This window comes from Qipengyuania vulgaris, assembly GCF_009827325.1.
GTDB lineage: Bacteria > Pseudomonadota > Alphaproteobacteria > Sphingomonadales > Sphingomonadaceae > Qipengyuania > Qipengyuania vulgaris.
In genome coordinates this window covers 203,009-227,061 of record NZ_WTYC01000005.1, presented here as the reverse complement: position 1 = coordinate 227,061, position 24,053 = coordinate 203,009, and the positions used below count along the sequence as shown (strand labels likewise).

Here is a 24,053-nt window from a genome sequence, read left to right as displayed (position 1 = left end):
TTGTTGCACTTGGGTTGCGAATCAGCCACTGATTCTTGCGAGAGATAAACCAAGGAGAGGGTTTCCCGATGAGGAAGACTAAGCATTCGTTGCGCACGCTCGCTATTCTGGGCGCAGGTTTCACCTTGCTGCCTCAGGCGGCGATGGCACAGGAAGTCGCCGAAGAAGGCGACATCATCGACAATGCGGACGTAGATGACGGGGCGCCCGTGATCGTCGTGACCGCACAGGGCCGCGAGCAGGTGCTGGCCGATGTTCCGGTCGCGATCAATGCAGTTTCCTCCGAACAACTCCAGCGGTCGGGCACGAACGATATTCGCGAATTGACGCAGGTAGCGCCATCGCTTCTCGTCTCGTCGACCGGCAACGAAGCAAACGGATCCGCCCGTATTCGCGGCATCGGTACTGTTGGCGACAATGCTGGTCTTGAAAGCTCGGTCGCGGTTTTTGTCGACGGCGTCTATCGTTCGCGCTCGGGTAACGCTCTGAGCGAACTTGGCCCCCTCGACCGCATCGAAATCCTCCGCGGTCCGCAGGGTACGCTGGGCGGACGCAATTCTTCTGCTGGCCTGATTTCGATCTACACTGCGGCGCCCGAATTCAATTTCGGCGGGCATGGCTCGATCACATACGGTAACTACGATGCGCTCCGTTTGGAGGCTGGGGTCACCGGCCCCGTGTCCGACACGATTGCCGCACGTATCGACGGTGTCTTCTTCCAGCGCGACGGTTTCTATAATGATGTCGTCAACGACACAGATGTGAACAATCGCGATCGATATCTCCTGCGCGGACAGGTCCTGTTCGAACCCAGTGAGGATATCAGTTTCCGTATTGTCGGCGATTATTCCAAGAAGGACGAAGCCTGCTGCGCGGCAACCTTCGTGCAGACCGACTTCGCCCCGCTCGCCCGGCTGAGCGACGATATTCCTCCCCTATCCGCAGAAGCGAAGTTCGATTATCCAGGAACGGCGACCCCGGCTCTGACGAGCACCTCCAACCCGATCATTCCCATCCTGCTTGGTCTGGGTCAGAATCCTGCTGCGCTCAACGGAGGAACGTTCAACCGCGACATTTACGTCACTCCGGGCCGCTCGTATTTCGGCGAAACCGAAGATTTCGGCGTCTCGGGTGAGTTGAACTGGAACTTTGGCAATACTACGCTGACTTCGATCACAGGTTACCGCGAATATTCCAACAACCAGGCTTCCGATACGGATTACACCCAGGTCGATATCCTCTATCGCGCACCGGGTGACAATGCTGGGGCCCGCGAGTTCGAGACCTTCACTCAGGAACTCCGCCTCTCGGGTTCGACTTTCAATGATCGGCTCGAATGGCTCGTCGGCGGTTTCTACGCCAACGAGAAACTGCAATCACGTGACAATCTGCGCTTTGGTAACGATTACGGCACGTTCGCCAATTGCCGCCTTGCCAATGCATTGCAGCCTTCCCTGGGACCGCTGGGGATCACCGTGCCTGATACAACCCAGGCCAATTGCTTCAGCCCAGCTGCCTTTGGGGCAATCCAGAGCGGCGCGGTGTTCGGTGCTGCGACGCCGGCCATCGTTGCAGGGATCAATAATCTTGCGACCCTCAATGATCTGGGCGGGACGGGCGATGTCTACAACCAGCAGAGCGAGAGCTTTGCGGTCTTTACGCATAATATTTTCCACATAACTGACCGGTTGGATCTGACACTTGGGCTTCGTTATACAAGCGAAACCAAGGACTTCGACGCCACGTTCGGGAACGACAACACCGTGTGCCCGACCAACCGCGCGCTGCTTACTCCGTTGCTTGGAGTACCCGCACTACAGGCCTTTGCCGGCGGTCTCCTGGGCCTCTCGTGCCAAGGCAATTCGACTGCGGAACTGGACGGGCTTTCGCTTTCCGACAGCCGGGACGAGGATGAATTTACCGGCACTGCGGTCCTTAGCTATAAGCCGACCGATGATCTGTTGCTCTACGCCTCGTATTCGCGCGGCTACAAGGCAGGGGGGTTCAACTTGGACCGTTCTGCTTTGGCACCGCCGGTCGCGCTTGATGTGACCAATATCGATGTCGGCAACCTGCGATTCGACGAAGAAACCGTCGATGCTTTCGAACTCGGTGCAAAATACTCGACCCGGGAATTCGGCCTCAGCCTTGCTGCATTCCGTCAGGAGTTCAGCAATTTCCAGCTCAATACCTTCAATGGTACGGTTTACCTGGTGCAGAATATCAATGCCTGCAGCGATGACCTGGGCGGTGCGGACCGCGATTCAAGCGCCACTACCGGCGCGTGCAGTTCCGATAATGTCGTTCCTGGTGTAATCGCTCAGGGCGTCGAGATCGAGGCCACCCTTAATCCTGCGTCGGATTTTGGTATCAATGTCGGCCTTACTTATGCCGATACCAGCTTCCAGAATGATCTTATCGGGAATGATAGCGGTGCTCCGCTGGACCCCGCGCTGCGGCTGCTTCCCGGCGACAACATGTCGAACGCGCCCGAGATAACCGTGACGAGTTCGCTTTCCTGGACCCCACCGATCGGAAACAGTGGCATGCGTGGCCTGGTGTTCGTCAACAGCCGCCTCGTGAGCGATTACAACACTGGTTCGGATCTGCTCTACGGCAAGGAGCAGGATGGCTACGTAATCGTGAACGGTCGCATCGGTCTAACCAACATCGCGGACCGGTTTGCGATTGAGGGCTGGGTGCAGAACATGTTCGACAAGGATTACACGCAGGTGGCCTTCAACACGCCCTTCGTGGCTGAACAGCAGACCTATTCGGCCTTCCTCGCCGAACCGCGCACCTACGGCATTACCCTGCGGGGCGAATTCTGACGCGGGTCATCGCTTTGGTAGTTTGAAAAGGGGCGCTTTCGGGCGCCCCTTTTTTGTCTCAGGACGATCTCTCGCCGAAAAGGGCAGTGCCGACACGGATATGCGTCGCGCCGAGCATGATCGCGGTTTCGTAGTCGCCGCTCATACCCATGCTGCGACCGTCGAGGCCATGATCCCGCGCCAGCTTGTCGAGGAGGGCGAAGAAGGGTGCCGGTTCGAGATCGGCGGGCGGCAGGCACATCAGGCCGGCAAGCGGGATTTCGGCGTCGCGCGCCGATGCCAGCAGGCCGGGTAGTTTACTTACCGGGCAGCCGCCCTTTTGCGGTTCGTCGCCGACATCGACCTGCACGAAGCAGGGCACTTGCCGTCCGGTCTTGTCGAACGCCTTGGCCAAGGCCTTCACGAGGCTTGGCCGGTCGAGCGAATGGATCACGTCGAACAGCGCCGCTGCATCTTCCGCCTTGTTCGATTGCAATTGTCCAACAAGGTGCAACCGGACACCCGGATGCTCTTCGCGAAGCGCAGGCCATTTTTCCTGCGCCTCCTGCACGCGATTCTCGCCGAAATGGCGGTGACCTTCGATCAGCAGGGGCTCGATCGCGGAAGCCGGATGCCTCTTGCTTACCGCCACCAGAGTGACCTCGCCGGGATCGCGCCGCGCGCGCTTGCAGCTAGCCTGGACCGAATGAAGGACCGATTGAAGCGGAGTGTCTGCCTTTTCCATCGTCTCGCGCTATAGCGCGCGCATGATCTCGCGCCAGACCCTTCCCTTGCTGTGGCTGTTATCCGATGCTCGAAACGACACGCGGCTGGAGGCGGCGCTGCGCAGCTTGCCGCGCGGTTCGGGCTTTGTTTTCCGGCATTATCATCTTGATGCCACGGCGCGGCGCGAACGCTTCGAAGCATTGGCGAGGCTCGCTCGCGAATTGGGGCACTTGGTCATCCTTGCAGGCGACCAGGATTGGGGCGCGGATGGCACCTATGGAAAAACCAGACCCGTTGGTCCGGGATTGCAACTCGCGACAGCGCATGACGAGGCCGAGATTCGGGCGGCTGCCGAAAGCGGTGCCGACGCTATCTTTCTCTCTCCGGTGTTTCCGACCTCCTCGCATCCGGGGGCGCCGACATTGGGTATAGAGCGATTTCATGCCCTGGCGCAGCGTTCTCCGGTGCCAGTCATCGCGCTTGGCGGCATGACCCACGAACGGGCGAGAGAGCTCGATTGGCCGCGTTGGGGGGCGATCGACGGGCTCCCCTCGACGAAGAGCGCTTGACCTCGGACTCGCCGAGGATTCATACTGCAGGTAAGACGGCAGAAGGGAATATTGTAATGGCAACGCGCGCAGGCGCCAAACCCGATTGGCGGGCGGCCTTTCGCCGTTCCCTGCGCCGTGCGACGCATATGGTGAGCGCAGGCGTACTGTTCGCGCTCCTGCTGTTCCTTGCTCTGGCACTGTTCAGCTATACGCAGACCGACCCCAGCGCCTCGACCGCTGCCTCGGGCAGCGACATTTCCAACTGGATGGGGGCAAGCGGTGCCTGGGCCGCCGATCAGGCCTATTTCTGGTTTGGTCTCCCTGCGCTTCTGCTGCTCCCGCTCTTGTGGATTTCCGCGCGCCGGTTGTGGACCGGAGTGGAAGATCCGGATGAGGAGGAAACGCCCGGCAAGTGGTGGATTCCGTTTGCCTTGCTTGTGCTCGCAATGGTGCTGCTCGGCACGGTCATCTCGCTTTTGTTTCAGGATAGCCCCGGGATTTTCCCTGCGGGCGGCGGGGGCACCGCCGGGTTGCTCGGGGCCGGAGCAATCGAGGCTGTCGCGACGCGTTTCGGCGGCGCATTTTCCGGCTGGATCATTGCCGGGATCGGTCTTGTCGCCTTGGGCGGCGCGCTGGCGCTGGTGACGAAGGTCTTCGCCATCGAATGGGCACAGTTTTTCACATTGCCCGGAATGCTCAAGCGTCGCCCGCAGCTTTCCGAAATCGATGTGCCCCTTGCATCCAAGAAGCAGAAGCGCGCAAAACGCGCTCCGGTCGAGACCGGTGACGAGGAAACGACCGAGCCGGTCGCTGCTGTCCGCCGCGCGCCCGAGATCGCCGATCCCATTTCAGCGCCGGCCCCCTCCCAGACGGCCAAACCCAGCCAGCGCGACATGTTCGCCAACTACCAGTTGCCGAGTCACGAATTGCTCGCCGACCAGCCTGAGCAGAAGGTGGCGAAACTGGATAAGATCGCGCTGGAGCGAAACGCGCGCCTGCTCGAAAACGTGCTCGACGATTTCAACGTGAAGGGCGAGATTACCGCCGTGCGCGCAGGACCGGTCGTGACCATGTACGAACTCGAGCCCGCGCCCGGCATCAAGGCCAGCCGGGTGGTCGGGCTGGCGGAAGACATCGCCCGCAATATGAGCGCGATCAGCGCGCGTGTCAGCCCGATCCCGGGCAAGACGGTGATCGGCATCGAACTGCCCAATGCCGACCGGCAGATGGTCAGCTACAAGGAACTGGCCACGTCCAGCGCGTTCGTCGATCACAAGGGCATCCTGCCGATGATCCTCGGCAAGGACATCGCGGGCGAGCCCATCATCGCCGATCTTGCCGCCATGCCGCACTTGCTTGTTGCCGGTACTACGGGCTCAGGTAAGTCGGTGGGCCTCAACGCGATCCTGCTGTCGCTATTGTACCGCTTCACGCCGGACGAGTGCCGCCTGATCCTGATCGATCCCAAGGTGCTCGAACTCAAGACCTATGACGACATCCCGCATCTCCTGAGCCCGGTGGTCACCGAACCCGCCAAGTCGGTCCGTGCGCTCAAATGGGCGGTCGAGGAGATGGAAAAGCGCTACCGCATGATGTCGAGCGTCAACTCGCGAAACATTGCGGGCTTCAACGAGAAGGTGAAAACCGCTGCTGCCAAGGGGAAGCCGCTCGGCCGCCGGGTGCAGACCGGTTTCGATGCGGAAACGGGCGAGGAGCTCTACGAGGAAGAGCAGCTCGATTACGAACCGCTGCCGTTGATCGTCCTGATCGTCGACGAACTTGCCGATCTCATGGTCACCGTCGGCAAGGAGATCGAGGTGCTGATCCAGCGCCTGTCCCAGAAATCACGCGCCGCCGGGATTCACCTGATCATGGCGACGCAGCGTCCCTCGGTCGATGTCATTACTGGCGTCATCAAGGCGAACCTTCCGACCCGTATCAGTTTCAAAGTCACCAGCCGGATCGACAGTCGCACCATCCTCGGCGAACAGGGTGCAGAGCAGCTGCTGGGCAAGGGCGACATGCTCTACAAGCCCAACACGGGCGCCGTGGTGCGCGTGCACGGGCCGTTCGTGGCGGATGACGAGGTGGAACGTGTGGCCGACCACTGGCGCGAACAGGGCAAGCCAGATTACGTCGATGCAGTCACCGAAGAACCGGAAGACGGCGGCTTCAATTTCGAGGACGAGTTCACCGCGTCCGACAATCCGGAAGAGCGCAAGTACCGGCAGGCCTGCCAGATCGTAATCGAAAACCAGAAGGCGTCCGGTTCCTGGCTCCAGCGCCAGATGGGCGTGGGATACAACACCGCTGCCAAGTGGATCGAGCGGATGGAAGAGGAAGGTCTGGTTGGTCCTGCCAATCACGTCGGTCGCCGCGAGATATTCCGCGACCAGGACGGAACCCCGATCTAAAGCGCGCCCATGAATACCAAATCTGCAACTCCGTCCGCCGATGAAGAGGCCGAGCGTGCTGCGCGCTGGGTATTTTCCCCGATTGGACGCGCGATGGCGCCCCTGCGCCAGTATTGGCGCGACAACGTTCGGTCGGAGGTGGACCATCAGGACGTGGTCGCCAAGATCGCCACCGAATGCCCGACGACCGCACGCTATATCCTGATGGTGATGATGTCGGCGGGGATTGCGATCCTCGGATTGCTGCTGTCCTCGCCTGCGGTCGTGATCGGCGCCATGCTCCTCTCGCCGTTGATGAGCCCGATTCTCGGCGTTGGGTTTGCACTTGCCACCGGCAAACAGAAATGGCTGAAAATCAGCGCTAGGTCGCTGGCAATCGGAAGCCTTGCCTCGGTGCTCTTTGCAGCGCTGATCGTGGTGGTCTCACCCTTGCAGACCGTAACCGAAGAGATCGCCGCCCGGACGCGGCCCAACCTGTTCGATCTTCTGGTAGCCTTGTTCTCTTCGATCGCCGGTTCCTACGCGATGATCCGCGGACGCGAAGGAACGATTGTCGGCGTCGCCATCGCCACAGCCCTGATGCCGCCGCTTGCCGTAGTGGGTTTCGGCCTTGCCACCTTGAATTGGACGGTCTTCTTCGGCGCGCTGGGGCTCTTTTTCACCAACTTCCTCGTCATTGCGCTCACCGCCACGATGATGGCGAGGCTTTACGGTTTTCGAACTACCCTTTCCAGCCGGCAAGGCTGGTTCCAGAACTTCGGGATCTTTTCGATCTTCGTCGCCCTCGCCATCCCGCTGGGCTTGTCGCTCCGGCAGATCGCGTGGGAGGCCAACGCGCAGCGCATCGTCACGAATACAATACAGGCCGAATTTGGGGATCGCGCGCGGATCAGCGAGCAGGCGATTGACTGGGATAGCGACCCGCTGAACATCACGGCGACAGTCCTGACTCCCGAATTCGATACCGACGCAAATGCGGATATCGACCGGCTTTTGCGCCAGCGTCTCGGAGAGAATATCAAGGTGAGTATCGAGCAGTTCCGCGTGGGCACCGACCCCGGCGCTGCGGAGCAGGCCGAACTCGCCCGCGCACGTGCGGCAGAACAGGCCGCCGCCACCGAACGGCAGATCGCCGGCATGATCGAACGCATGGCGATGGCAGCTGGCGTCGAACGCGCAGATGTCCTCCTCGACCGCGAAACACGCAGGATTTCAGCCTCGGCTAGGCCTTTGCCCGGCCTGTCGCTAGCTGGATATCGCCAGCTCGAGCGCCGCGTTGCCGACAAGACACCCGGGTGGACGGTCTACCTGCGGCCTCCCCCGCAGGCGCTTCCCGGCATTGCTTTGGGGGAGGATGGACCCACCGAACAGGGCGCGCTTTCCGAAGGAACGGTCACCTGGGCTGCTCGGCGAATCGGCCTGCCGCTGATCCTGCGCGGGCCGGAGGAGGAGACCGATGCTCTCGCGAGCAGGCTGACCGCCGCGGGAATCGAGATTTCGCAAGTCGAAACTGGGCAAGGCGATAGTATCGAAATCGAATGGGCTGCCCTGCCGCAATAAGCTTGCGAGCGGTTGTGCTGCGCTTGCAGGGGGATGGTATCACTTGTAACGGCCCGGCGCAGAGAAGGAGTTTGTCCCCATGCGCATCGGTTGTCCCAAGGAAATCAAGAACCACGAATATCGCGTCGGCCTCACGCCGGAAAGCGCGAAGGAACTGATCGTCCAGGGGAACGAGGTCTGGATCCAGACCCAGGCCGGAAGCGGTATCGACGCAACCGATCAGCAGTATGTCGAAGCGGGCGCGAAGATCGTCGATACACCCGATGAAATCTTTGCCGAATGCGAGATGATCGTGAAGGTGAAGGAACCGCAGGAAGCCGAGCGCAAGAAGCTGCGCGAAGGCCAGATTCTCTACACCTACCTCCACCTGGCACCCGACGCCCCGCAGACGAAAGACCTCGTTGAAAGCGGCGTCACGGCCATTGCCTATGAGACCGTGACCGGTCCGCGCGGCCAGCTTCCGCTGCTCAAGCCCATGAGCCAGGTTGCCGGACGCATGAGCGTCCAGGCGGGCGCGACTGCGCTTGAAAAGGCGCATGGCGGGCGCGGGGTGTTGCTTGGCGGCGTGCCTGGCGTGATGCCGGGGAAGGTGGTGGTGATCGGCGGCGGTGTGGTCGGTTTCAATGCCGCGCAGATGGCAGCCGGGCTTGGTGCGGACGTCACGATCCTCGACCGCGACCCCGATGTGCTCGAAAAGGTCGGCACCCATTTCGAAGCCCGCGCCGCAACTCGCTTTTCCAACCAGGCGAACCTTTACGATGCGGTTTGCGGTGCGGACCTTGTCATCGGTGCCGTGCTGATCCCGGGTGCAGCCGCCCCCAAGCTCGTCACGCGTGAGATGCTTAAGGACATGCAGAAGGGCGCAGTGCTTGTCGATGTCGCCATCGATCAGGGCGGCTGCTTCGAGACTTCGAAGCCGACCACGCACGCCGACCCGACCTATGTGATCGACGATGTCGTGCATTACTGCGTTGCCAACATGCCGGGCGCGGTCGCGCGCACCAGTACATATGCGCTCAACAACGTCACCCTGCCGCACGCCCTGCGCATTGCGCGCATGGGCTGGAAGAAGGCGATGGCCAACGACCCGTACCTTGCGGAAGGGCTCAACGTGCATGCCGGCGAGGTGACCTACGAAGCGGTCGCCCGCGAGCTGGGCTATGAGTACCGCCCCGTTGCGGAAGTCCTGACGAACCAGGGTTAATGCCCGGCCCCGTTCTGGTAACTTCCTTTTAAGCGCCCGCGAGTATACCGCGCTGATGGGCGGGGTGCTCAAGAAAACAGCTATGCACGCGGTGCATGCGCTAATTTTCGCCTATCTGGCGATGCAGGCGCTTGCGCCTGCGCCGCTTTCCGCGCGCGAGGCATTCCCTGCCGGATCCATTTGTCACACCTCGGACAAGAAGTCGGTTGGTGTGGAAGTGCGGGCAGTCGATGCTGCCGGCTGGAGCTGCAAAGGCGCGGAGTTCGATTGGGAGGCGGAACGGCATTTCATTCGGTTCGATTTCGAAGACGGGCGCTGGGCGGGGGAGCCGCCGCGCTTCATCGAATTCGACCGTCACCCATTCGGGAAGCTGACCATCACCGCGCTGGGCAGAGAGGGCGGTCATGCGACGCGGGTTTACGGTTTCAAGGACACCCAGCTCGGAACCTCGAGCCTCAAATCGATCGTCGAGCTCCCCAGGCTGGACGAGCCAACCGAAGCCATGGTCATGGTGCTCGACGATGGATACTGGCCCGAGGCATTGGTGCAGGGCGAGCTGGTCACCGAACCTTCGGTACGGTCCACGGCTGGCGTGATTCACCTCTTCGCGGCGCTCTTGTGCGGGTTGCTCCTCGCCCCGATGATCTTCGACTTCGTGTTCTTCAGGGCGCTACGCGAGAGCTTCCCGCTGTTTCATGCCCTCTTCTGCGTCATGGCTTCGCTCCAGACAGCGGCGGTATCGGGGCTGCTCCCACTGGTGTCGGGCCTGACCTACGAAGCTGAACTGATCATCACCTATCTCAGCCTCGACATGCTAGTGATCGCGACTATCCTGTTCGCCCTGAATTTCATCGAACCCCGGTATCTGACCCGCAGACACCGGCAAATCCTGTTCGGAATAACCGCGTTGACGCTGGTCAACGGACTGGCGACGACGCTATTTCCGGCCGCCTTCGGCCTCTGGCTCGATCATGTCTACTTTGGCGCCTTGCTGATAATCCTGACGGCTTATTTCACCGTTCTGGGGCAAGCGCAGAGGGGCGGAAGCAAAATGGCGCCCTACTTGATCTTCGGGTTTGCGCCGCTTGCCTCGATCGTGCTTTTCCAGCTGACAAGTGTCTATGTGCCTTCGCTGCGCATCGATTTTGATGAGACCTGGCCGCAGAACTTTGCCCTGCTGTTCGAAGTGGTCGCCACCGCATTGGCTGTTGCCCAGCGCTTCATGACCCTGCGCCGCGAACGCGACAAGGCCCTTAATGCAGCGCGCGATCTCGAAGTCCTCAGCGAGCTGGACGAGCTCACCGGGTTGCTCAACCGCCGGGCGCTGGAAGCGCGCTATCCCCTCCTTGTCCGACAGGGCTTCCATGCTATGGCGGTGGTAGATCTGGACCAGTTCAAATCGATCAACGACCTCTATGGCCACCCCGTAGGCGACCGCGTCATCCGCAGCGCAGCATGGGCGCTCAGCCCGGGCGACGAAGAGGATATGATCGCCTTCCGGATCGGGGGCGAGGAATTCCTCCTGCTCTTGCGCGGAAAAGACGCAGCGCAAAAGGCCGAAGGCCGGCGCAAGGCAGTTACCGCGCGGATCATGGCCGAGGTGGATGAAGTTCAGTTCCCGGTCACGGCCAGCATGGGCTATCTGGATTTCGCTGCAATCGCGACCTTGCCCGAAGCCAGTTTCGAGAACTTGTACGCGCATGGCGACCGTCTGCTCTACGCAGCGAAATGTGCGGGGCGTAACAGGACCTTTTCGGAGAAGCTGGAAGATCTCGAGCCAAACCCTGCAAGCCCGCGTTCGGTAGCCGCGTAATCGTTACGCGCGGAACGGCTCGAGTATTTCCGGCCGAACCCTCACCAAACGCTGCGTGGTGCGATCCAGCATGGCCCAGGTCGTCGCGGCAGAAACGATCACCTTCCCTGCCTCGTTGCGGAAGTCGACACGGCGGATCGAAGTGGCCCCGCGCGGCCCGCCCTCGATCCAGGTTTCGCCGGTAACGCTCTCGCCTTCTGACACATTCCCTCGGTAGTCGATCTCGTGCCGGGTCACGACCCAGAAGTATCGCTCGCTGTCTTCGGCCCGGGCCGTGTTGTCCCAATGCGCTACGGCGATATCCTGGATCCAGCGGACCCATACCGTATTGTTGACGTGCCCGAGTTCGTCGATGTGCTCGGGCTTCGCCGTAAACCTTTGCTGGTATTTCGCGCTCAACCCGTTTCGCCCATCTGCCACAGGAGGAAGGCGTATTCCTCGGCGACCTCGTAGATCGAGGCGAAACGTCCCGATTTGCCGCCATGCCCTGCACCCATGTTCGTCTTGAGCAGCAGTTCGTTGTCGTCGGTCTTGAATTCGCGCAGCTTGGCAACCCATTTGGCGGGCTCCCAATAGGTCACGCGCGGATCGTTGAGGCCGGCGGTCACGAGCAGCGGCGGATAGTCCTGTGCAACCACCTGATCGTAGGGCGAATAGCTCAGGATATAGGCGAAGGCCTGCTTGCTCTCGATCGGATTGCCCCACTCAGGCCATTCACCTGGCGTTAGCGGCAGGTCCTTGTCGAGCATCGTGCTGAGCACGTCGACGAAGGGAACATGCGCCACGACCGCGCCCCAAAGCTCGGGATTGGTGTTTACCACTACGCCCATCAACTCGCCGCCTGCAGAACCGCCGCTTGCGCTGATCCTGCCCTGCTGCGTGTACCCCTTGGCGATCAGCCCCTTCGCCACATCGACGAAATCGTTGAAAGTGTTGGTCCGTTCGTTGAGCTTGCCCTGCAGATACCAGTTGCGGCCAAGATCGTCGCCGCCGCGGATATGGGCGATGGCGAAGGCATAGCCACGATCAACCAGGCTCAGGCGCGTGGTCGAAAAGCTGGGAGGATAGGCGAAACCGTAAGCACCATAGGCATAGAGATGCAGCGGCCCGCCCCGTTCGCGGTCCTTCCGGCTGACGATCGATACGGGGACCATCGTCCCGTCACGTGCGGCAATCTCGATCCGCTCGACTTCGTAGAGATCGGCGTCGTAACCGCTGGGAATTTCCTGCTGCTTCAGCAGTTCGAGTTCGCCGGTCTCCACATGATAATCGTAAACCGAATCCGGCGTGACCATGCTTGCATAGGACAGGCGCAGCCTGTCCTGATCGTATTCCGGATTGTTGGATAAGCCGGTCGAAAAGCTCGCTTCGGTGAAGGCGACCGGTTTGACGAGGTTGGGATCGTCGTAGCTGCGAAGCTGGATCTGGTCGAGACCGCGCAGGCGCCCTTCGGTGACGTAGAATTCCTTGAACAGTTCGAACCCGTCGAGATAGAATTCGTCCGAACCCGCGATCAGCGTGGTCCAGTCTCCGGGGTTGTCGAGACTGGCCGTGGCGAGGCGGAAGTTCACATGTTCGTCGTTGGTGTGGACGTAGATCTTGCCGTCGCGCACATCCACATCGTATTCGCGGCCCGTCTGGCGCGGCGAGATCAGGATCTGTTCGCCGGTCGGATCGTCGGCCCGCACCAGGCGGATTTCGCTGGTCTCGTTATCGCCCGCCGAAATGATCAGCCAGTCTTCCTGCGCGGAGAGCCCGGCGTCCACGCGGAAGCCGTCGTTCTGTGTTTCGCGGTAGAGCTCGACATCCTCGGCGACGGGTGTCCCAAGCACGTGTATCGTCGCATCGTGGACGCGCCATTGCTCGTTGGCGAGGCCGTAGACGATAGCCTTGTCGTCCATCACCCAGGTCAGGCCCGTCAGCGTTCCCGGGATTTCGTCCGGCAGCAGTTCGCCTGTCTCTAGGTCCTTGATCCGCGCGGTGAAGCGTTCCGAACCGGTGTTGTCGGAAGAGTAGGCGAGGTAGCGGCCGTTGTCCGAGACGGAGAATGCCCCCAGTCGGAAATATTCATTTCCTTCGGCAAGTTCGTTCTCGTCGAGGATCAGCTGCGCATCACCGCCGGCTACCGGGCGGCGATAGTATTTGCGGTACTCCTTGCCTTCCTCGAATTCCGACCAGTAGAGATATTCGCCGCGGCGCTGTGGAACCGTGGAATCGTCCTCCTTCACCCGCGCCTTCATTTCTTCGTACAGTCCGTCGACCAGCGCCTGTTGCGGCGCCATGCGCGTTTCGAACCAGGCGTTTTCAGCCTTCAGATGATCGATAATGTCCTCGTCGTCGATCGTAGGGTAGCTCTGGTCTTTCAGCCAGTGATAGGGATCGGAGATGGTTATCCCGTGGTGCGTGTAGCTGTGATCGCGCTTCTCGGCAGTGGGCGGAGAGGTGGGTGAGGTCACGGAGTTCCCTTCGGTATTCTGGGCAGATGCGGGCGCGGCGAATGCCAGCGTTGCGGCAGATAGGCACGCAGCCAGTCGAATGAAAGTCACGGATGGTCCCTCCTCTTGCGGCGCAAAGGTGGAAAGAGTGGCCGCAATTCCCTATTGATAGGGGGTGATTATGCGCGGCACCGAGCCGCGGCAAGCGCCGCTTCGCCCAAAAGCCGAGCGGCCCCGACGAAAGGATTTTCCGTAATGCTGATGCAGACACATGAAGCCCGCCTCGATGCGCTGCGCACCGAACTCGACAAGTGCGGCCTTCATGGCTTCGTAATTCCGATCTCCGACGAGCATATGAGCGAATATGTCGGATCCTATGCCCAGCGTCTCCACTGGCTGACCGGCTTCGGCGGTAGCGCGGGCAGCGCCGCCGTCCTGAAGGACAGGGCGGCCATGTTCACCGATGGACGTTACACCGTCCAGGTGCGCGAGCAGGTCGATGGCAAGCTTTACGATTACGAGGACGTGCCCGCGACTTCGCCCGCCAAATGGATCGTCGCACACGCACCGAAGGGGGCGAAAATCGGCTATGATGCTTGGCTCCACGGGGTCGAATGGGTCGAAAATGCGCAGAAGCTTTTCGCTAAGAAGGGTATCGAACTGGTGCCGGTCGACGGCAATCCGATCGACGCGGTCTGGGCCGACCGTCCGCAACCTTCGCTCGAAGCGGCCGTGCCCCATGACGACACGTTTGCAGGTCGTTCCAGCGCCGACAAGCGCGCGGAGATCGCCGACTGGCTCAAGCAGGAAGGGTATGACGCCACGGTCATCACCGCGCTCGATTCGGTCGCCTGGGTGCTCAACATGCGCGGTGCGGATGTCGACAACACCCCGGTCGCGTTGTCCTATGTGCTCGCCCATGCCGATGGCACGGCGGAGCTGTTCATAGCCCCTGAAAAGGTCACGCCCGAGCTGACCAAGCACCTTGGCAATGCCGTCAGAGTGCGGGACCGGGCCGATTTCCAGCCTGCCCTTGCGGGGCTCGAGGGCAAGACCGTCGCGGCCGATCCCAATCACGCCGTGGCGGGCATTTTCCAAGCGCTCGAACAGGGCGGAGCCAAAGTGGTACGCGATGCCGATCCCGCAGTCCTGCCCAAGGCGATTAAGAATTCCGCCGAACAGCAGGGCCACCGCGACGCGCAGGCACGCGACGGTGCGGCGGTCGTGAAATATTTGCGCTGGATTGCAGAAAACGCCCCCTCGGGCGAGGTGGACGAACTCACCGCGGCGGCCAAGCTGCGCGAATTCCGCGGCCTGAGCCCGGATCTGAAGGATACCAGTTTCGACACGATCAGCGCCGCAGCCGGCCATGCCGCGCTGCCGCACTACAAGGTGGACGAAGACAGCAATATCAAGATCCCGCCGTCGAGCATCTATCTGTGCGATTCGGGCGGCCAGTATCCCGACGGGACGACCGACATCACCCGCACCGTGTGGGTCGGTCCGGGTGAGCCCACCGCAGAGATGATCGACCGCAATACCCGCGTCCTCAAGGGCCATATCGAGCTTGATCTTGCACGCTTTCCCGACAGGACTTCGGGCGGCGCGCTGGATGCTCTTGCGCGCATGCACCTGTGGCAGGCCGGGGTCGATTACGGCCATGGCACCGGCCACGGTGTGGGCAGCTATCTCTCCGTCCACGAAGGCCCGCAGCGGATCTCCAAGCCGGGCGGTGCATTCCCCGGGACCGAGACCCCCTTGCAGGAGGGCATGATCCTTTCCAACGAGCCGGGTTATTACAAGGCGGGCGAATTCGGCATCCGGATCGAAAACCTCGTGCTAGTCGTCGATGCGAAGATAGATGGCAGCGAAGGCAAATACCTGACTTTCGAGACGCTGACCCATGTCCCGCTCGATCGCCGGCTGGTTGACAAATCGATGATGACCGATCGCGAAATAGCATGGTGGAACGATTATCACGCGAAGACGCGCGAGATTCTGGCGCCGCAGCTCGAGGGCGAGGATCTCGCGTGGCTCGAACGTGAATGCAAGCCCTTGTAGGGACCGCATTGTTCACGTAATGTTCTGCCGGTCGCGAGTCGTTATCGAAGGAGCAAACGCATGATCGGTTACGTTACGGTCGGTACCAACGACCTCGAAAGAGCAGCGAAGTTCTACGATGCCGTTGCGGCAGAACTCGGGGTTGGCCGGATGATGGATTTCGAGACCTTCATTGCCTGGGGCAAATGGGATGGCGGCGCAGGGATCGCTGCGACCGTGCCGTTTGACGGCGAGAAGGCGAGCGTCGGAAACGGCACCATGGTAGCGCTGGAGGCGAAGGACCGTGACCAGGTCCAGCGTCTTTACGACATCGCGCTGGCCAACGGCGGCAGTGACGAAGGCGAGCCGGGCCCGCGCGGGGAGCCGGACGAGAACGGCATGCTGTTCTACGCCGCCTATTTCCGCGATCCGGACGGCAACAAGCTCAATGCCTTCCTGATGGACAAGGTTGCCTGATGGCCGGCCCGCGCCGTCTCGCCGACAGCTTCGTCCATCTGGGTCTCGGCGCCACCGCCGTGCCCCAGCCGCCCTTCGACGGGATGGAGTGGTACGAGGCCTATGGCGTGCGGCACCGGGCCGATGGCCGGGAGGGGCGGCTGGTGAGCGAGCACACGTTTGAGGAGGGCTGGCCGAGTTGGGAAATGCATCCCGTCGGCGACGAGCTGGTTATCTGCACCGAAGGCGAGATGGTTTTGCACCAGGAATTTCCCGACGGACACCGCGAGAGCGTGACGCTTGGCGCGGGCGAATATGTGATCAACCCGCCCGGCGTCTGGCACATTGCCGACGTTGCGGGGCGAGCCACTGCGATCTTCGTGACTGCGGGCGAAGGAACGCTGCACCGCCCGCGCTGAGGGTTTCACGGCGATGAACATGGCCAGCTGAACGCGACACTTCGTTACAATTCAGCCTGTCTTCGGGATAAAGCTGCGACAATCCCTCTCTAGAAGGAATGCACGAGCTGCGGCGGGCCCTCCTGTTTCTCCCCCTCTTCCCGACACACCGTCGCAGCTCTCCCAGTTTGGAGAGAATGATGAAAAAGACTGCACTTGGATTTTCCGCCGCCGCACTGGCATTGGCCGGAACCGCCGCTTTGGCGCAGGGCCCGATGGGCAAGGTCGATACCGATGGCGACGGCAATGTCACCCGCGCCGAAATGGCCAGTCATGGCGCTCAGATGTTCGCCAGAATGGACGCCAATGGCGACGGCGTGATCAACGCCGAAGACCGCGCCGCTCGCCGCAGTGAAATGTTCGCCAAGGCCGATACGAATGGCGACGGCGAACTTTCGCAGGCCGAAATGGAAGCACGGCGCGATGCGCGCATGGAGCGCCGCAGCGAACGCCTTGAAGCGCGCGCCGAACGCCGCGCCGAGCGCATGGCAGAACGCTTCGCCGCCATGGATGCCGATACCTCTGGTGGCCTCACCCAAGAAGAAATGCAGGCCAACCACGAGGCCCGCGGTAATCGTGGCAGCGATGCCGAATCGCGGCGCGGCGGCAAGCGCGGCCACCACGGCATGCGCGGCGCTCGTCGCGGCGGCGGCATGATGATGCTTCGCATGGCAGATGCCGATGGCGACAAGTCGATCACGCGGGCTGAATTCGACGCCGCTCAGGCTGCCCATTTCGCCAAGGTCGACACGAATGGAGACGGGACGATTACCGCCGCCGAGCGGCAAACCGCCCATCAGGCGATGCGCGCCGAATGGAAGGCAAAGCGCGAAGCCGCCCAGTAAGGCGCTTGCGCATCTCGCGAACCACACGGTAGGCGCGAAAGCCAATCCATGAACGATACCGCGCTCATCACCCTCCTGCTCGTCGACGACGAGCGCACGCTCCGCGAACCCCTCGCCGAATATCTCACCGGCCAGGGGTTCGTCGTGCGTGAAGCGGACAGCGCCGCCTCGGCGCGCAGCCTGCTCGGCACGGAAACGCCCGATCTCGTCCTGCTCGACATCATGATGCCGGGAGAAGACGGCCTATCGCTGTGCCGCCACCTTGCTGAAACCAAGAACCTGCCGGTTATCCTCCTGACCGCCAAGGGCGAAGCAATGGACCGGATCGTCGGCCTCGAGATCGGCGCGGACGATTATGTGACGAAACCCTTCGAACCGCGCGAACTCGTGGCGCGTATCCGTTCGGTCCTGCGGCGTGCCGAGCGCGTACCGGAAGATGCTGCCGAGGACATGCTGTACGCCTTCGAGGGCTGGAAGCTCGATCCCCTGAAGCGTCGCCTGATTGATCCCGAAGGCACGCTCGTACCGATCTCGACCGCCGAATTCCGCATGCTGCGGGCCTTCTGCGATCACCCGCGCCGCGTTCTCGACCGGGATCAATTGCTCGATATGGTGCAGGGCCGCGAAGCCCATCTGTTCGATCGTGCGGTCGATAATCAGATCAGCCGACTCCGCCGAAAGATCGAAGCAGACAGCCGCAGCCCGCATTTCATCCAGACCGTGCGCGGCGGAGGCTACCGTTTCGCCGCCGACGTTACACGGGTGGCGCAGGATAGCCGGTGACGCGCTGGCTTCCGAAAAGCCTGCTCGGCCAGGTCACGCTGGCAGTCGCGCTCACGCTCTTCATCGTCCAGGGCGTCAACGGCCTTCTGGCGTGGAGCATCGAAAAGGACCGTGCCGAGACCGGTTTAGTAAATACGCTAAGCCTGCGCCTCGTCGCTTCGGCCCGCATTCGGGAAGGCGGCGCGGAAGACCTCGTGGCCCGAATCGACCCCGGCCGGGAAATGTCCTCCCGCGACGAGCAGGACCGCCCGCGCCGCATGGGCCGCCGGTTCTCCGGCACCGATTTCACGCGCGAGACCGGCTTCCAGTCCTTGCTGCAGGACCGCGCGATGCCCGAACTGCAGGAACGCCTTGCGGAGACATTGCGCGAGAACGGCCGCGAATTCACCGATATCAGGCTGGTCGAGCGGCCCGTCTCAGCAGACCCGATCGCGCAACGGTTTATGCAGCGCCTTGCCCTTCGCCGCGGTTATGCGCCGGAAGACCTGCCGGATTCTATCGCCATCGCCGGAATCACCGATGGCGATGGATGGGACGTGGTCCGCGCCCCCATTCGCAAGCCGCATGAGGAATTCGGACCGCTGTTCCCCTTGCTCCAGGCCGGCGCACTTACCCTGCTCCTCTCGTTCGTCCTCTGGCTCGTCCTGCGCCGGATTACCGGGCCGCTCGCCCAACTGACGACGCGGACCGAGGAATTTTCGCGGCGGCCCAGCCAGTCGGAGCCGATGGAGCCCCACGGGCCGGAGGATGTCCGCCGTCTGATTGGCGCGCATAATGCGATGGAGGCACGGATCGGTGCCATGCTGGCGGAAAAGGACGTGATGCTCGGAGCGATCGGACACGATCTCAAGACGCCGCTGGCCGCGCTTCGTGTGCGGGTTGAAAGCGTCGAAAATGCCGCCGCGCGTGAACGCATGATCGACAGCATCGAGGACATCACGCTTACGCTCGACGAAATCCTCGCGCTTGCGCGCGTCGGCAAGTCGGACGCTGCGCCGGAACGGACCGACCTTGCTGCATTGGCGGCTTCTGTGGTCGAGGAATTCGAGGATATGGGCGAGACGGTCGAGCTGGAAACGCAGCGCATCGTCGCGCCCATCCACCTCACCTGGCTGAAGCGCGGGCTGCGTAACCTCGTCTCGAACGCCCTGCGCTATGGCGGGGGCGCTTGCGTAAGCGTGCTACAGGAAGGCGATACCGCCGTTCTGCGCGTAGAGGACAGCGGGCCGGGCATCCCCGAAGATCGCATTGCCGACATGCTGGAGCCCTTCACCCGCGGCGAGGCGAGCCGGAACCGCGCCACCGGCGGGGCGGGGCTCGGCCTGACGCTGGCGCGCGCCGTTGCCGAACAGCACGGCGGAGAACTGAATTTGTCGAACCGCCCCGAAGGGGGGCTCCGCGCGGAATTCCGCCTCCCGCTCTAGCGCATCAATCCGCCGATGATGTTGCGCACGAAAGCCGTGGCGCCGGTCCGCAGCGGATTGGCGCTCGATTTCTTGCCCAGTACCGTCGCCACCGCGATCGAAGTGAGCGAACCGGCCGCAGCCGTGGCCGCCGCCTTGCCAGCCTTGCCCCACATCGAGGTCGACTTGCGGCTGCGCTTCGCCACTTCCTCTCGCCCCTGCTCCGCCACCTCTTCGGCGGTTGCAGCGGCATCTGCGGCCTTGGCGGCAAGCACCTCCTCCGCGCTCTCGCGGTCGACGGCGTCGTCATATTTCCCGTCCAGCTCGCTGACCGAATTGACGATCTTGCGTTCCTTTTCGGTCACCGGGCCAAGCCGTGAATGCGGCGGCTTGATCAGTGTGCGCTGAACTACTGTCGGCGCACCGTCCTCGTCGAGCGTGGAGACCAGAGCCTCGCCGACCTTGAGTTCGGTGATCGCCTGTTCGACATCGAGCGCGGGATTGATGCGGAACGTCTCGGCTGCCGCCTTGATCGCGCGCTGGTCGCGCGGGGTAAAGGCGCGCAGGGCGTGCTGGATGCGGTTGCCCAGCTGTCCGGCGATCTTTTCCGGGATATCGATCGGGTTCTGCGTCACGAAATAGACGCCAACTCCCTTCGATCGGATCAGCCGCACGACCTGCTCGACCTTGTTTTCCAGCGCTTCAGGAGCGTCGTCGAACAGCAGGTGCGCTTCGTCGAAGAAGAACACCAGCTTCGGCTTTTCGGGATCGCCTACCTCGGGGAGGGTCTCGAACAATTCGGCCAGCAGCCAGAGGAGGAAGGTGGCGTAAAGCTTGGGCCCGCGCATCAACTTGTCGGCGGCGAGGACATTGATGATGCCGCGACCCCGATCGTCCACCGTAAGGAAATCGTCGATCTCCAGCGCCGGTTCGCCGAAGAACATGTCCGCGCCCTGGCTTTCGAAGCTGAGCAACTGCCGCTGGATTGCCCCGACACTCGCCTTGGAAACATTGCCATAGGTGCCCGAAAGCTCGCTCGCATTGTCATAGGCGAAGGTGAGCATCGATTGCAGGTCGCCGAGATCGATCAGCAGGAGATTGTTCTCGTCCGCATAGCGGAAGACGATGTTGAGCACGCCTTCCTGCGTTTCGTTCAGGTCGAGCAGCCGCGCAAGCAGCAGCGGCCCCATTTCCGAAATCGTGGTGCGGATCGGGAAACCCTGTTCGCCGTAGAGATCCCAGAAAACCGCGGCGTTATCGGCATAGGCATAATCATCCATGCCCAGTTCCTTCGCCCTGCCCTCAAGCTTGTCGGCGTGTTTGAACTGCGGCGATCCGGACATCGCAATGCCCGCAAGGTCGCCTTTCACATCGGCCACGAAGACCGGCACGCCCTGGGCGGAGAAACTCTCAGCCAGCCCCTGTAGGGTCACGGTCTTCCCGGTGCCGGTGGCGCCTGCGATCAAGCCGTGGCGGTTGGCCTGCGCGAGCCGCATGAACTGCTGGCCGCCTGCGTCGGTGGCGCCAAGAAAGATAGTGCTCATCGTTGTCCCGCCCTTGTTTGTGGTGCGTATCGATTTGGCGCAGGCCTGGCGCAATGGTCAAGCAATCCCTCGACTTGGCGCGCAGGCTCTGTAAAGGCAGACGCAAGATGGCGGGCAGGCACCCATTCGTTCTGTTAGACGATGCGCGCGAACACGACGCCGCCGATGCCCTGTTCTATGAAAATCCCAAGCAGCTGTTCGTCGCCAATCGGACCGACGAGGTCGAGGCCGTGCTTTCAGCTGCCGAGGCCGCGCGGCAGGAAGGCGGCGAACTGGCGGGCTATATCGCCTATGAAGCCGGGCTGGCACTGGAGGATCGGCTCTTGCCTCTGGCCGAGGCAAAGGCGGGCGGGGCTGGCCCGTTGGTCTGGCTGGGCCTGTTCGATGAACCCCGGCGAATTGCCGCCGGCGAAATGCCGGCATGGCTCGCCGCACGGGCGCAGGGCCCGGGAAGCGTAGGCCCGCTGGAGCCGCAAATCTCGCCCGGCGGTTACGAGCTGGCATTCGAACGCCTTCAGGAAGCGATCCGTGCAGGCGATATCTACCAGGCCAATCTGACCTTTCCTCTGGCCGGTAATTTCACTGGCGATCCGCTGGGCCTCTATGCCGCACTGCGACCTGCGGCTCAGGCGGGCTATGGCGGAGTGATCTTCGACGGATCGCACTGGCTGCTGAGCCTGTCGCCCGAACTGTTCGTTTCCCTGAAAGGACGGGAAGCCAAGGCCAAGCCGATGAAGGGCACACGTCCGCGGTCCGCCGACGCAGGGCAGGATGCAGCCTTGGCCGGAGAACTGGCGAATTCGGTCAAGGACAAGGCCGAAAACCTCATGATCGTGGACCTGATGCGCAACGATCTCTCCCGCATGGCCGAGGCGGGCAGCGTGCGGGTGGACGAACCCTTCGCGATCGAGAGCTATCCGACGGTGCACCAGATGGTGAGCGTGGTGCGCGCCCAATTGCGCGAGGACAGGGGCGCGGCCGATCTGGTGCGCGCGCTTTTCCCCTGTGGTTCGATCACCGGCGCACCGAAAATCCGCGCGATGGAACTGATCGAGGCGGTGGAGCGCGAACCGCGCGGGCCCTATTGCGGGGCCATCGGACGGATCGGTGCGGATGGCGATGCCGCATTCAACGTCGCCATCCGCACCTTGCGGCTGACCGAGATCGAGAATGCTCGGGGCAAGGCCGTACTGGGCGTGGGCGGCGCGATCGTGGCCGACAGCGAAGCGCGCACGGAATGGCGCGAAGCGCTGCTCAAGGGGGCATTTGCCAGCAAGTCCTCGCCCGAACACAAGGCGGCGCAGTTCGACCTGATCGAAACCATGCGCTTCACGCCCGAGGAAGGCATACCCCTGCTCGAAACACATCTTTCGCGGATGAAGGACAGCGCGGCGGAACTGGGTTTCGGCTTCGACCGTCACGACGCGCGCAACCAGCTCCATGCCTGCTGTTTCGTCCTCGACGAGCCGGGCCGTATCCGTCTGCTGGCTTCGCGCAGCGGTGCCATTGCGCTGGAGGTGCAGGGCATGCCCGATGCCTGGCCCAATCCCGCCGCGTGCATCATCCTCCCGCTGCCGGTCGATTCCGGCGACTGGCGGCTGCGCCACAAGACCACCGACCGCGGCTTTTATGAAGATGCGCAGGCCATCGCCAGGCGCCATGGGGCGACCGAGGCATTGTTCGTACGCGAGGATGGTTTGCTGACCGAAGGGTGCGTCACCAATATCTTTGTCGAACGCGATGGCGTATGGCTGACGCCGCCCGCAGCGCTCGGCCTCCTGCCCGGCGTGTTCCGCCAGTCGCTCCTCGACGGGGGCAGGGCGCGCGAAGCCGAACTCACCATTGCCGATCTCGAGGACGGTTTCTTCCTCGGAAATGCGCTGCGCCAGATGGTGCGGGCCGAACTGAAAGCCGTATGACCGACATCCCGATTATTTTCGAAGACGGCGAAGCGCTCGTGATCAACAAGCCTGCGGGTATTTCCGTGGATCGCCCGAAGCGCGGCGGGCCGTGTCTGGAAGACCATTTCGAACAGCTCCGCCTCGGCTTCCAGCGCGATCCCTCGCCGGTCCACCGGCTCGATACGGACACCAGCGGCTGCCTGCTGCTGGCCCGCAATCCCAAGGCGTTGAAGCGATTCGCCAAGGCGTTCGAGGACCGGCTCGTGACCAAGCGTTATGTCGGTGTCGTTGCGGGTATCCCCGAGGGCGAAGAGGGCACTATCGAGCTCTCACTTTCCAAGATCAGCAGCGCGGAAAAAGGCTGGCGCATGATCGCCGCGAAGAAGGGCAAGCCCTCGATCACCCATTGGCGCAAGCTGATGGAACTTGATGGAAAGGCCCTCCTCGAATTCCGTCCGGAAACCGGAAGGACGCACCAGATCCGGATTCATTGCGAGGCAGGTTTGGGCATGCCGCTGTTGGGCGATCCGGTTTACGGGACGGGCAAGGGCGCGCCTCGTACCATGCTGCATGCCGCAGGTTTGGTGGTCCCGCGGGAGAAGAAGCCGGCCATAGAGGCGGCCGCGCCGCTGCCGCGCGAGTTCGCGGCGCTCGGGTTCACGGATGGGTAGAATCGTCGACCGGGCGTTGGAGATCGCCGAAGAGAAATTCATCGCGTCCTCCGGCCCGGGCGGGCAGAATGTGAACAAGGTCGCCACGGCGGTGCAGCTCCGGGTGGACGTATTCCAGCTCGGCCTGAGCCCGGAAACCTTCGAGCGAATCAAGGAAATCGCGGGCAGCAGGTTCACCAAGAACGGCGAAATCGTCCTCACCGCCAACGAGTACCGCACGCAGGAACAGAACCGCGAGGCGGCGCGGGAGCGTCTGATCCAACTTGTCAATCAAGCGCTTGATCCGCCCCGGAAACGCAAGAAGAGCAGGGTGAACCGCGTGGGCAAGGTGAAACGCCTCAAGGCCAAGAAGGTGCGGGGCGACGTGAAGGCCAAGCGCGGCAAGGTCGAATGGTAATGCCGGGTGCGCCGGGCGCTTGACTTTTGCCGGTGAATCACA

At 62.3% G+C, this 24,053-nt stretch carries 19 protein-coding genes and 1 pseudogene; 16 read left to right on the top strand and 4 right to left on the bottom strand.

Annotated features, from left to right (window positions below):
- Positions 1–68 precede the first annotated feature (68 nt).
- A complete protein-coding gene (locus tag GRI69_RS11350; protein ID WP_160728389.1) occupies positions 69–2,831 on the top strand; it encodes a TonB-dependent receptor in 2,763 nt (920 codons plus the stop codon).
- Between the two features lie 58 nt (positions 2,832–2,889).
- Here GRI69_RS11350 and GRI69_RS11345 read toward each other — a convergent pair whose 3' ends face one another.
- The gene (locus GRI69_RS11345) at positions 2,890–3,555 is read right to left on the bottom strand and encodes a YggS family pyridoxal phosphate-dependent enzyme (protein ID WP_160728388.1); all 666 of its coding nucleotides are present in this window, start codon (positions 3,553–3,555) and stop codon (positions 2,890–2,892) included.
- Between GRI69_RS11345 and GRI69_RS11340 the strand changes: the two genes are divergently transcribed.
- From GRI69_RS11340 to GRI69_RS11320, 5 genes are all read left to right on the top strand, one after another.
- Positions 3,539–4,105 carry a thiamine phosphate synthase gene (locus GRI69_RS11340; RefSeq protein ID WP_337191070.1) on the top strand — a complete coding sequence of 189 codons (567 nt, stop codon included), beginning with the start codon at positions 3,539–3,541 and terminating at the stop codon, positions 4,103–4,105. The two genes, GRI69_RS11345 and GRI69_RS11340, sit on opposite strands and share 17 nt — an antisense overlap.
- 56 nt (positions 4,106–4,161) lie before the next feature.
- Positions 4,162–6,501: an FtsK/SpoIIIE family DNA translocase gene (locus tag GRI69_RS11335; protein WP_160728387.1), complete on the top strand. Its 2,340-nt coding sequence runs from the start codon at positions 4,162–4,164 to the stop codon at positions 6,499–6,501.
- Positions 6,502–6,510: 9 nt separating this feature from the next.
- Complete coding sequence (locus GRI69_RS11330; RefSeq protein WP_160728386.1) at positions 6,511–8,061, top strand: DUF389 domain-containing protein; 1,551 nt, start codon at positions 6,511–6,513, stop codon at positions 8,059–8,061.
- Between the two features lie 79 nt (positions 8,062–8,140).
- Positions 8,141–9,265 carry an alanine dehydrogenase gene (gene ald, locus GRI69_RS11325; RefSeq protein ID WP_160728385.1) on the top strand — a complete coding sequence of 375 codons (1,125 nt, stop codon included), beginning with the start codon at positions 8,141–8,143 and terminating at the stop codon, positions 9,263–9,265.
- A gap of 82 nt (positions 9,266–9,347) precedes the next feature.
- Complete coding sequence (locus GRI69_RS11320; protein WP_237453067.1) at positions 9,348–11,078, top strand: GGDEF domain-containing protein; 1,731 nt, start codon at positions 9,348–9,350, stop codon at positions 11,076–11,078.
- Positions 11,079–11,081: 3 nt separating this feature from the next.
- On the opposite strand, the gene GRI69_RS11315 is transcribed toward GRI69_RS11320, so the two are convergent.
- Together GRI69_RS11315 and GRI69_RS11310 are read right to left on the bottom strand one after the other, a co-directional pair.
- Positions 11,082–11,477, bottom strand: coding sequence for an acyl-CoA thioesterase (locus GRI69_RS11315; RefSeq protein ID WP_160728383.1), 396 nt, complete (start codon positions 11,475–11,477; stop codon positions 11,082–11,084).
- Positions 11,474–13,624 carry a S9 family peptidase gene (locus GRI69_RS11310; RefSeq protein WP_337191069.1) on the bottom strand — a complete coding sequence of 717 codons (2,151 nt, stop codon included), beginning with the start codon at positions 13,622–13,624 and terminating at the stop codon, positions 11,474–11,476. Before GRI69_RS11310 ends, GRI69_RS11315 begins: the two co-directional genes overlap by 4 nt.
- Before the next feature lie 144 nt (positions 13,625–13,768).
- On the opposite strand from GRI69_RS11310, the pseudogene GRI69_RS16420 reads away from it, so the two are divergent.
- From GRI69_RS16420 to GRI69_RS11280, 7 genes and pseudogenes are all read left to right on the top strand, one after another.
- Positions 13,769–14,680 (top strand): annotated as a pseudogene (locus tag GRI69_RS16420) (aminopeptidase P family N-terminal domain-containing protein); the annotation flags it as partial.
- Complete coding sequence (locus GRI69_RS16415; RefSeq protein ID WP_419957071.1) at positions 14,663–15,574, top strand: M24B family metallopeptidase; 912 nt, start codon at positions 14,663–14,665, stop codon at positions 15,572–15,574. The pseudogene GRI69_RS16420 and the gene GRI69_RS16415, both read left to right, overlap by 18 nt.
- A gap of 60 nt (positions 15,575–15,634) precedes the next feature.
- The gene (locus GRI69_RS11300) at positions 15,635–16,030 is read left to right on the top strand and encodes a VOC family protein (RefSeq protein WP_160728381.1); all 396 of its coding nucleotides are present in this window, start codon (positions 15,635–15,637) and stop codon (positions 16,028–16,030) included.
- On the top strand, positions 16,030–16,428 hold the full coding sequence (locus GRI69_RS11295) for a cupin domain-containing protein (protein ID WP_160728380.1): 399 nt from the start codon (positions 16,030–16,032) through the stop codon (positions 16,426–16,428). Before GRI69_RS11300 ends, GRI69_RS11295 begins: the two co-directional genes overlap by 1 nt.
- A gap of 179 nt (positions 16,429–16,607) precedes the next feature.
- Complete coding sequence (locus tag GRI69_RS11290) at positions 16,608–17,312, top strand: EF-hand domain-containing protein (protein ID WP_237453066.1); 705 nt, start codon at positions 16,608–16,610, stop codon at positions 17,310–17,312.
- 48 nt (positions 17,313–17,360) lie between these two features.
- Positions 17,361–18,095 (top strand): response regulator, encoded by a 735-nt coding sequence (locus GRI69_RS11285; RefSeq protein ID WP_160728378.1) that lies wholly within the window; start codon positions 17,361–17,363, stop codon positions 18,093–18,095.
- Complete coding sequence (locus tag GRI69_RS11280) at positions 18,092–19,519, top strand: ATP-binding protein (RefSeq protein WP_160728377.1); 1,428 nt, start codon at positions 18,092–18,094, stop codon at positions 19,517–19,519. The genes GRI69_RS11285 and GRI69_RS11280 overlap by 4 nt, the downstream gene beginning before the upstream one ends.
- On the opposite strand, the gene GRI69_RS11275 is transcribed toward GRI69_RS11280, so the two are convergent.
- Complete coding sequence (locus GRI69_RS11275) at positions 19,516–21,042, bottom strand: helicase HerA-like domain-containing protein (RefSeq protein ID WP_160728376.1); 1,527 nt, start codon at positions 21,040–21,042, stop codon at positions 19,516–19,518. The genes GRI69_RS11280 and GRI69_RS11275 overlap by 4 nt on opposite strands.
- Before the next feature lie 107 nt (positions 21,043–21,149).
- Between GRI69_RS11275 and pabB the strand changes: the two genes are divergently transcribed.
- Genes pabB through arfB form a run of 3 tightly spaced genes read left to right on the top strand, consistent with a single transcriptional unit; the run spans position 21,150 to position 24,011 of the window.
- Complete coding sequence (gene pabB / locus GRI69_RS11270) at positions 21,150–22,961, top strand: aminodeoxychorismate synthase component I (RefSeq protein ID WP_160728375.1); 1,812 nt, start codon at positions 21,150–21,152, stop codon at positions 22,959–22,961.
- Entirely contained in the window at positions 22,958–23,614 is a 657-nt protein-coding gene (locus GRI69_RS11265) for an RluA family pseudouridine synthase (protein WP_160728374.1), read from the top strand. The genes pabB and GRI69_RS11265 overlap by 4 nt, the downstream gene beginning before the upstream one ends.
- Positions 23,607–24,011 carry an alternative ribosome rescue aminoacyl-tRNA hydrolase ArfB gene (gene arfB, locus GRI69_RS11260; protein ID WP_160728373.1) on the top strand — a complete coding sequence of 135 codons (405 nt, stop codon included), beginning with the start codon at positions 23,607–23,609 and terminating at the stop codon, positions 24,009–24,011. The genes GRI69_RS11265 and arfB overlap by 8 nt, the downstream gene beginning before the upstream one ends.
- Positions 24,012–24,053 lie beyond the last annotated feature (42 nt).